We start from the raw sequence: 8,807 nt of genomic DNA, 5'->3' as shown, positions 1-8,807 counted from the left end.
GCGGATTTCGAGCCGGACGATTTCGAGCTGGCCTACGACACCCAGAAGGTGGCGAACACGGTCACCCTCACGCGGCCGGGCGGCGAGGCTGGAGATCTCGGCGACACCCGCGCCGACCAGCCCCATGCGCGGCAGCAGCAACAGTGTCAGGCCGAGCACCAGGACGCACAACAGGCCCTGGAGACAGGCGAGTCCGCCGGTGCGGCTCCGGGCGCGCAGCACCGCGAAGTACGTCTCCGTCACCACCCGCAGCACCGCGCCGACGGCGAACCAGCGCAGCAGCCCGGTGGCCGCGTCCGCGTAGCCCGCGCCGAACACGCCCAGGATCCAGGGCGCGCCGACGAACAGCACACCGCACACCGGCAGCATGATCCGCGCCGTCGGCCGAGCCGTCCGCGTCGACCATCACGATGATGTCGCCGGTGCACGCCTCGAAGCCGGTGATCAGGGCGTCCCCCTTGCCCCTGCCGTCCTGGGGGACGACCCGGACGCCGGGCCACAGGCCGCGGGCGACCTCGACGGTGTCGTCGGTGGAGTTGCCGTCCACCAGGACCACTTCGTGGATCCAGTCCGGAAGGGTCTTGAAGACGTACGGCAGGTTCTCCGCCTCGTTCATGGCGGGAATGACCACGCTCACCGGTGGCGCGATGGCCAGATGGGGGGAGACCGGCCGGTAATGGCCGGCCGTCGTCGGATCCTGGCCCGATGCGGGCGGGCGCAGAACTGAGCTCATGAGTCTGGTCCCTCTCGTCCGGTGGACCGCCCGCCCCTGAGCGGCCCGGCTGTGTGTCCGGTTCGAAAGGGGGGTTTCTCCCCCACGGCACGGTGCAACGGCTCTCCGTGCACATGGATGAGCAGGCAAAGCTGACCGGCCCGCCATGGCACGACGGCCGGTTGCGCGGCACGGCTCGGCGACAGGAGCGCTCACCGAGCACGGCACCCCCCTACCGCGCCCCGCCCCGGTACGCCGTGGCCCTTGGTCCCTCCCCTTGGAGCCGTGTGCCGACGGACCGATGCGGGTGAGTTGTACGACGGTATTGATGAATGCACCTGTATGGCAAGTCCTGGAAAGAGGGCTCACCTTTTTGACGGTTTGGCCGTTAGGCGGCTTTGTGCGGTGTTGCTCACCTATTCGAACGCAAATGCCCCATGTGTTTGAGCAGTCGGTCCGCCGGCTCGAACAGATAGGGACGCGCCACCACCGCGTTGCGCAGCGCCCGCACCGGAGCGCGGTGCGCCCGGTGTCCGAGCGCCACCGGGTGACGTCTTGTCACCCACCCCTCGGAGACCGTGAGTTCGCGTGTCTTCAGGGAGTCCTTGTACTCCTTGTGCCCCCGGCCGAGGTCGAGGTACGCGATGCCGTCGGCGGCGGCCGCCTCGGCCATCCGCAGATGCATGATCAGGCCCGGGGAGTACTTCGCGTACGCCGGGTCGTAGGCCGGGAACCAGCAGGCGAGCACGCGTTCGCTGCGCAGTCCGAAGTGCGCGGCGACCGGGCGGCCGTCCGCGTACAGCACCGACAGGATCCCCCCGGACGGTTCGTGGCGGGTGTGGAAGAGCTGCTGCACCAGCCCGGTGATCCAGGTGTGCGCGAAGCGGTCGCTGCGGCCGGTGCGCCGGTACTGCGCGGACTTCCACGCCATCAGCGTCTTCAGGGCGGCCGGGTCGCGTTCGTCGTGGACGTAGCGCACGTCTCGCGCCTCGCGGCCGAGCCTGCGCTCCTTGGCGAGCGTGGTCCGGGTGAACTTGGGCGACCGGGCGCGCAGTTCGCCCAGATAGCTCTCGTAGCCCCGGTCGAGGTCCATGACCGGGGAGGGGAAGGTGCCGGAGGTCCCCGCCTCGAACGGATCCTGGCCCTGCACCAGATGGTCGAACTCCCACAGGGAGAGCCCGCAGGCCCGTAACAGGGCGCGGGCGTCCCAGGTGAACCCGGGCCGGTGCACGAGCCCCTGGGCGTCGGACACGCCGAGGCCGACGGCTCTGCCGACGCCGGCGGCGGATCTCTGGAACGGGAAGTACGCGGCCCGCTCCCCGTCCTGGCGGACCACCGCGATCCGCACGCCCCGTCTGACCCGGCCCATCGCGAGCGCGAACTCCGGTGACAGGAAGGGGTTCGCGAGGCAGGGCGCGTCGTGCAGATGGGCCTTGGACTGCATCGCCGTCCACGCCGCCCGGTCGGCCGCGGTCAGTTCGCCGGGGCGGTACACGCTGATGTCCATGTCAGGAACCCTGTCTTCCCGCCGCACGGCCGAGGCGTCGGCTCGCCATGACCAGCAGCAGCGCGAGGGTGCTGAGCGCGGTCACCGCCGCGACCCCGCCGGGCACCGACCAGCGGTGCACGGCCAGCATGGCCTGGGCCACCAGCATGTCGAGGGCGACCGCGCCCGCGACCGAGGCGACGGCGCGCGCGAACGGATCCAGTCCGCGCAGCGCGGCGGCGACGGCGGCCACCGGGGCCGCGAGCAGGAAGAAGAGCACGAACGGGCCGCGCACGGGTGAGCCGGAGTCGGTGAGCGCGAGCAGCGCGCCGATCGCCGCGACCGCCGTGGCGGCTCCCGCCGGCAGCGGCGACAGGTCCCTGTCCGGTACCGGCCGCGCGCGCTCGGCGCCCTCCCCGGGCACCGCTGAAGTCCGATGGCCTATGTTCTGGTTGTTCTTCATGCTCTGGATGTTCCGCATGGGCGACTTTGCCCCCCGAAGTGCCGGATGCCGGGCTTCAATGTCGCGCAGCCCGAAGGCGGCCGTCAAGACGCGGAAGTCCGTGCCGAGTCCGATCCGCCGCTGAACAGCGGGTGTGCCCCGGGGCGGAGTTGTGGCGAAGGGCAACAATCTTGGCATGGACACTTCCAGTCAACACGCGTAGTTGCTACGTAAGTCGAGGCAGAGATCCTGCTAAAGGGAGGTTCCATGAGACGTTCCCGAATCGCGGCTTTCGTCAGCTCACTCCTCCTCGCCGGCGGCATCGCCCTCACCGGGAGCGGTGTGGCGCAGGCCTCGTCGACGGCCGTGGCCACCGGCTATGTGGCCCTCGGCGACTCCTACTCCTCAGGAGTGGGTTCCGGCAGCTACATCGGCTCCAGCGGCGACTGCGACCGCAGCACCAAGGCGTACCCCTACCTCTGGAACGCCGCCCACACGCCGTCCTCGTTCACCTTCGCCGCCTGCTCGGGCGCCCGAACGGATGATGTCATGGCGAATCAGCTCGGCGGCCTCAACTCCGCCACCGGCCTGGTCTCCATCACCATCGGCGGCAACGACGCCGGGTTCGCCGACGTGATGACGACCTGCGTCCTGTCGTCCGACAGCGGCTGCATCTCCCGTATCAACACCGCCAAGGCGTACGTCGACTCGACGCTGCCCGGCAAACTCGACACCGTCTACACGGCGATCAGCACCCGCGCCCCCAACGCCCGTGTCGTCGTGCTGGGTTACCCCCGCTTCTACAAGCTCGGCGCCACCTGTCTCGGCCTCTCCGACACCAAGCGCGCCGCCATCAACGGCGCGGCCGACTACCTCGACACCGCCGTCGCCGCGCGGGCCGCCGCCCACGGCTTCACCTTCGGCGACGTACGTACCACGTTCACCGGCCACGAACTCTGCTCCGGCAGTGCCTGGCTGCACAGCCTCAACTGGCTCGACATCGGCGAGTCCTACCACCCGACCGCCACCGGGCAGTCCGGCGGTTACCTCCCGGTGTTCACGAACGCCGCCTGAACCCTCACGGGGTGACAGGAGGTGAGGAGGAGACCTCGTCCGACGGGGTCTCCTTCACACAGGTCACCGAGAACGGCACCGGCTCGGACGTCCGGTGCACCGGGTCGCGCACCTCCACGCTGATCTCGTTCGAGAACGTGCCGCTCTCCGAGTACGTCGTCACGATCACCTGGTCCTGCCGCGACCGCGCGCCGCCCTCGGGGAACGACAGCGTCCTCCAGCCCGAGTCCGTGAGCTTGCCGTGCTTCGACACCCACCGGTACTCGACCTCCGCCGGCAGCCGGCCCACCGTGAACGTCGCCGTGAACGACGGCGCGTCGGCGTCCGAGGGCGGACAACTGCCGGTGTAGTCCGTGTGTCTGCCGGTGAGGGTGATGTCGACGCTCTGCGGCGGGGTGGCGGACGTGGGCGCGCTGCTGCTGGGGGTCGCCGAGGGCGTCGGCTGCCCGGCCGAGGTGGTCGGCCCGTTCGTCGTGGGCGTGAGCCCGCCGCCGCTCTCGGTGGCGGTGTTCCGGCCGCCGTCGCCCCCGCCCTTGTCGTGGTTCAGCAGCGCGTACGTCAGCCCCCCGACGGCCAGCGCGAGGGCGATCACCCCCGCGGCCAGCACCACGACGGCGCGCCGGTCGCGCCCCGGCCGGGGTTCCTCCGGCGGCGCGACGGGCGCGGTGCGCGCGGTGGCCGCGGGACCGGGCCACGGCGGCGTCGGCGGTTCCTGCCGGGACGGCAGGGGGCGGGTGGGCGCCGTGGGAAAGGGCACCGCACGCACGGTGGCCGCGCTCGGAGCGCCCCCGGCTCCGACGATCCGCAGGTCCCGCTCGGCCTGCTCGGCGGTCAGCCGCTCGGCGGGTTCCTTGCGCAGCAGCCCCTCGATGACGGGCGCGAGCGGTCCGGCCCGGTGGGGCGGCGGGAGCTCGTCCTCCACGATCGCGCGCAGCGTGCTCAGCGGAGTGGCCTGACGGAACGGGGAGGTGCCCTCGACCGCCGCGTACAGCAGCACGCCGAGCGACCACAGGTCGGACTCGGGTCCCGGGGTGCGGCCCAGCGCCCGCTCGGGCGGCAGGAACTCGGGCGAGCCGATGACCTCGCCGGTCATGGTCAGCGCCGAGCTGCCCTCGACCCGGGCGATCCCGAAGTCGGTGAGCACCACCCGGCCGTCGTTCGACAGCAGGACATTGGCCGGTTTCACGTCCCGGTGCAGCACCCCCGCCTCGTGCGCGGCCCGCAGTGCGGCCAGCACCTCGGCGCCGATGTGTGCGGCGCGCTGCGGGGTGAGCGCGCCCTCGGTCTCCAGGAGTTCGGCCAGCGAGATGCCGCGGACCAGCTCCATGACGATCCAGGGGCGGCCGTCCTCGGTGGCCACGTCGTACACCGTCACCACGTTGCGGTGCGAGATCCGGGCGGCCGCCCACGCCTCGCGCTCCAGCCGGGCGTACATCCGCTCCACGTCGGAGGCAGGCAGACCGGCCGGCGCCCGTACCTCCTTGACGGCGACCTCGCGGTTCAGCAGCTCGTCGCGGGCCCGCCACACGGTCCCCATGCCGCCCTCGCCGAGCGGGGACAGCAGGCGGTAGCGGCCCGCGACCAGACGTTCAGCGCCCTGTTCTCCGGACACCGGCATCCCCCTCCGCAGCCTGGCGGACATCTTCCCCAAAATAGCTCAGCCCAATACGGATGCCGCCCCCTTGAGCACCAGTCCGGCCCCGAGGGCCACGACGACCAGGGCGGACCACAGAGGGGTGGTGCGCCGTACCGCGTTGACGACCGGGTGCGTCGTCCAGCGGGGGCCTTCGTCCAGTACCCGGGTCATACGGCTACCCAGCCGTACGACGGCGAACCCGGCCGCGGTCAGCGTGAGCGCGAGCCCGACGCCGTACGCGACGACCAGCAGCAGCCCGAACCAGGCCTGGCCCAGCGCGGCGGCGCCCACGAGCACGACGACGGCCGAGGGGCTGGGCACGAGCCCGCCGGCGAAGCCGAGCAGGATCGTGCCGCGGAGGGTGGGAGCCGTGGGGTGGGTGTGGGTGAAGCCGTTGTGGGTGTGTTCGAGACCGTGGGCGTGGGCGTGGGCGTGGGTGTGTTCGTGTTCGTGGTCGTGCTCAGGGGTGTGGTCGTGGTCGTGACGGTGGTCGTGGGTGGGGTCGTGCTCATGGCCGTGCGTGGCGGGGTGCGGGAGCGTCCGGACAGGCGCGGACACGGTCGCGGTACGGGCGCCGACCAGGGCGAGCGGACGCTCCGGCGCCTGGCCGGGCTCCGGTTCGTGCGTGTGCGTGTGCCCTTCTTCGTGTCCGTGGTCGTGGTCATGCCCGTGTCCATGGCCGTGGTCATGCCCGTGCCCGTGTCCGTGGCCATGCCCGTGGGTCCGGTTGTGCCAGGCCCGGCGTACGAGGCTCACGCCCGCGAGCAGTACCAGCGCGCCGCTCGCCAGGCCCAGCCAGGCGATCACCGAGGGCGCCGCGGCGGAACCGGCCGTGACCAGGAGGCCCAGGGCGACCACGCCCAGGGTGTGGGTGACGGTCACCGACGCGGCCAGCGGCAGGACGTCCTTGAGGCGGGCCCGGCCGCCGCGGGCCGCGGCCGTCGCGGCCATGATGGTCTTTCCGTGACCCGGGGCGAGCGCGTGCATCGCGCCCAGGGCGACCGCGACGAGCAGGGCCAGCGCCGCGAAGCCGACGGTGAGGTCCTGTCGCGCGACCAGGTTGTCCAGGGCCTGGGTCCAGCGGTCGGCACCGCGCGGCAGCACGGAGGCGGCGGGCGCGTCGCGTCCCGTGTCCTCGGCCAGCGCCGGACCGCCGGGTCGCACCCGCAGGGAGGCGGTGGCGGTGTCGGCGGGCGAGGAGAGCAACTCCTTCGGATAGCTGGTCAGTTCGTGCGAAACCGAGCTCTTCGGTACGTCCGTCCCGGTGAGCGTGGTCCGGTCGCCGCGGGCGGTGATCTCCCGCCAGCCGGGGCCGGTGGAGGCGCCCGCGCTGTGGAAGCCGAGGGCGACCGGCCGGCCCTCGGGCAGTGGAGCGGTCAGACGGCACTCGACCCGCAGGGTGTGCAGTCCCGCCTGGCCGGGCCGGAGCCGGGCCCGGCTCGCGCCGACCGTGAGGGCGACGGCGCGCCCGTCGACGGTGACCCGGCTGCCCTCGGCGGCCTTCGTACAGCGTTGCCGGGCCCACTCGGCGGTGCCGAGGCGTCGCAGGTCGGGCCCGGCCTGGGTGGCCGGGATCTCGGCCAGGTCCTCGACGTGGTCCACGCGGAGCAGGCCGGGGGCGGCGACCAGACCGTCGTAGCGGTTGACGGTGAAGTTGCCGAGCGGGTGGGCGCTCACGGACGCGGCGGGGACGAGCGCGAGCGCGCAGGCGGCCGTGAGGACGGCCATGACGGAGGCGAACGGACGACGGAGCTTCACCGGGCGGCCTCCAGGGACTTCAGCGCGTCGCGGGCCGCGCGGGCACCGAGGGGGGAGAAGCCGGGGTTCAGCTTCAGCGCGGCGGCCAGGTGGGTGCGGGCGTCCTTCGCGTGGCCGGTGGCCCGCTCGATCATCCCGCGGTGGTAGAGGAAGGAGGCGTTGCGGTAACCGGTGGCGGTGGCCTCACGGGCGAGGGTGAGGGCCTCGGTGTCCTGACCGTTGACGTGCAGGGCCCAGGCGAGGGCGTCCGCGGTGTGCACGGTGTGCCGACGGGCCCACTCGGCGCGGGCGGCGCGCAGCGCGGCCTTGGCGTCGCCGTGCTCGGCCGCGGCGAGCGCGGTGTCGAGGTCGGCGTCGACGCCGTTGGCGCGGGCGAGGGCGATCCACGCGTCGACCAGGACGTACTGGTCGCCGGCCTTGGCCCGGTCACCCTCGGCGCCACGGGCCTCGTACAGTTCGCCGAGTTCGACGAGCGGGCCGGGCAGCGGGTACCGGGAGACGACGTTCTCCATTCCGGTGATGGCTGCCGCCCGGTCGCCGCTCGCGGCCTGGGCGCGGGCCCGGCCCTCCAGGGCGGGGAGGTAGTTCTCGTCGGCGCCGAGCGCGCGGGCGTAGTAGTCGAGTGCCGACTTGTCGTCGCCCTGGTTCCAGGCGAGTTGGCCGAGCTGGCTGGAGACGTACGCCACGTCGCCCGGGGAGGTCGCGGTGTCCAGCGCCTGCTGCAGGACCCGGCGGGCCGTGGCGACGTCGCCACGCAGCTCGTGGACGTAGGCGTACCGGGTGAAGACGGGGACACCCGGGTGCCGGGCGTCGGCGAGGTCGGCCGCCTTCTGCGCGTCGTCGTACCGGCCGAGTTCGACGAGCGCGTCGATACGGGAGCACAGGGCGCGTTCGCTGTAGGGGTTCTGCTTCAGCGCCCGGTCGGCGTAGACCAGGGCGTTCTTGAAGTCGTGCCGGGCGGCGGCGAGGGCGGCGCGGCCGGCGAGGGCGGGGTCGTTGTCCGGTGCCAGGGCGAGCGAGCGGGTGAACGCCTGCTCGGCCTGCGGGTAGCGGGAGGGGTCGCCCTGGGTGCGTGCCTGCTCGACATAGGCCAGCCCGAGCGTCGCCCAGCTGCCGAAGTCCCGCGGCTGGGAACGCAGATGGGCCTGGAGCGCGGCGATGCCCGCGTTCAGGTCCCCGCTGCCCAGCAGGGCCGGCGACACCGCGGCGGGCGCGGCCACGGCCACCGGACGGCTGTCCCGCGCCGCGCCGACCGCGATGGATCCGGCGGTCAGCGCCACCGCCAACAGGGCTGCACAGCAGGCGAGTTGGCCGACGCGCCAGCGCCGCCCCGCCTCGGCGACGCGCCGCAGAGCGGCGACACGAGCGGCGGCGGGTGAAGCGTCCGTGGGAGAAGTGTCTGCGGGTGAAGCGTCCGCGGGAGAGGTGTCTGCGGGAGAAGTGTGCGTGGGAGACGGGTCGTCGGCGCGGGCGGCGGCGGTCCCGGTTTCGTCCGGGGCCGGCGCGGGCGCCGTCCCGGTGTGGTCCTGGGCGGCCCCGGACCTGTCACCCCCCGGTTCGGTGCCGGGTGCCGCGGTCCCCGAGTGGTCCGGCTCCGGCGCGGCGGAGGGCGAGTCGGACTCCCTCTGCGGTGCGTTGTCGTTCGTGCGCGGGGACATGCCCTCTCCTCGGTCGTCGCGTGGGGCGGCGCGGCCCGCAC

6 protein-coding genes and 2 pseudogenes are annotated in these 8,807 nt (G+C 73.0%); 1 reads left to right on the top strand and 7 read right to left on the bottom strand.

What is annotated here, in order from left to right:
* From ABT085_RS39875 to ABT085_RS39860, 4 genes and pseudogenes are all read right to left on the bottom strand, one after another.
* A pseudogene (locus ABT085_RS39875) lies at positions 1 to 384 on the bottom strand (hypothetical protein); the annotation flags it as partial.
* Positions 373 to 733: pseudogene (locus tag ABT085_RS39870) on the bottom strand (glycosyltransferase family 2 protein); the annotation flags it as partial. The pseudogenes ABT085_RS39875 and ABT085_RS39870, both read right to left, overlap by 12 nt.
* A gap of 391 nt (positions 734 to 1,124) precedes the next feature.
* Entirely contained in the window at positions 1,125 to 2,219 is a 1,095-nt protein-coding gene (locus ABT085_RS39865; RefSeq protein ID WP_351619932.1) for a GNAT family N-acetyltransferase, read from the bottom strand.
* Between the two features lies 1 nt (position 2,220).
* On the bottom strand, positions 2,221 to 2,661 hold the full coding sequence (locus ABT085_RS39860) for a hypothetical protein (RefSeq protein ID WP_351619929.1): 441 nt from the start codon (positions 2,659 to 2,661) through the stop codon (positions 2,221 to 2,223).
* A 246-nt stretch (positions 2,662 to 2,907) separates the two neighbouring features.
* On the opposite strand from ABT085_RS39860, the gene ABT085_RS39855 reads away from it, so the two are divergent.
* Positions 2,908 to 3,714 (top strand): SGNH/GDSL hydrolase family protein, encoded by an 807-nt coding sequence (locus ABT085_RS39855; RefSeq protein WP_351619926.1) that lies wholly within the window; start codon positions 2,908 to 2,910, stop codon positions 3,712 to 3,714.
* A gap of 4 nt (positions 3,715 to 3,718) precedes the next feature.
* Here the strand turns inward: ABT085_RS39855 and ABT085_RS39850 are convergent, their stop codons facing one another.
* Genes ABT085_RS39850 through ABT085_RS39840 form a run of 3 tightly spaced genes read right to left on the bottom strand, consistent with a single transcriptional unit; the run spans position 3,719 to position 8,766 of the window.
* Positions 3,719 to 5,326 carry a serine/threonine-protein kinase gene (locus tag ABT085_RS39850; RefSeq protein ID WP_502982934.1) on the bottom strand — a complete coding sequence of 536 codons (1,608 nt, stop codon included), beginning with the start codon at positions 5,324 to 5,326 and terminating at the stop codon, positions 3,719 to 3,721.
* Positions 5,327 to 5,371: 45 nt separating this feature from the next.
* Positions 5,372 to 7,108 (bottom strand): urease accessory protein UreH domain-containing protein, encoded by a 1,737-nt coding sequence (locus ABT085_RS39845; protein WP_351619924.1) that lies wholly within the window; start codon positions 7,106 to 7,108, stop codon positions 5,372 to 5,374.
* Positions 7,105 to 8,766, bottom strand: a complete 1,662-nt coding sequence (locus ABT085_RS39840; protein WP_351619934.1) for a tetratricopeptide repeat protein — start codon at positions 8,764 to 8,766, stop codon at positions 7,105 to 7,107. The genes ABT085_RS39845 and ABT085_RS39840 overlap by 4 nt, the downstream gene beginning before the upstream one ends.
* Positions 8,767 to 8,807: the final 41 nt, after the last annotated feature.

Source organism: Streptomyces sp. NPDC002265 (genome assembly GCF_040296125.1).
GTDB lineage: Bacteria > Actinomycetota > Actinomycetes > Streptomycetales > Streptomycetaceae > Streptomyces.
The sequence above is the reverse complement of the archived record's forward strand: the minus strand, read 5'-3'. Positions and strand labels throughout refer to the sequence as shown.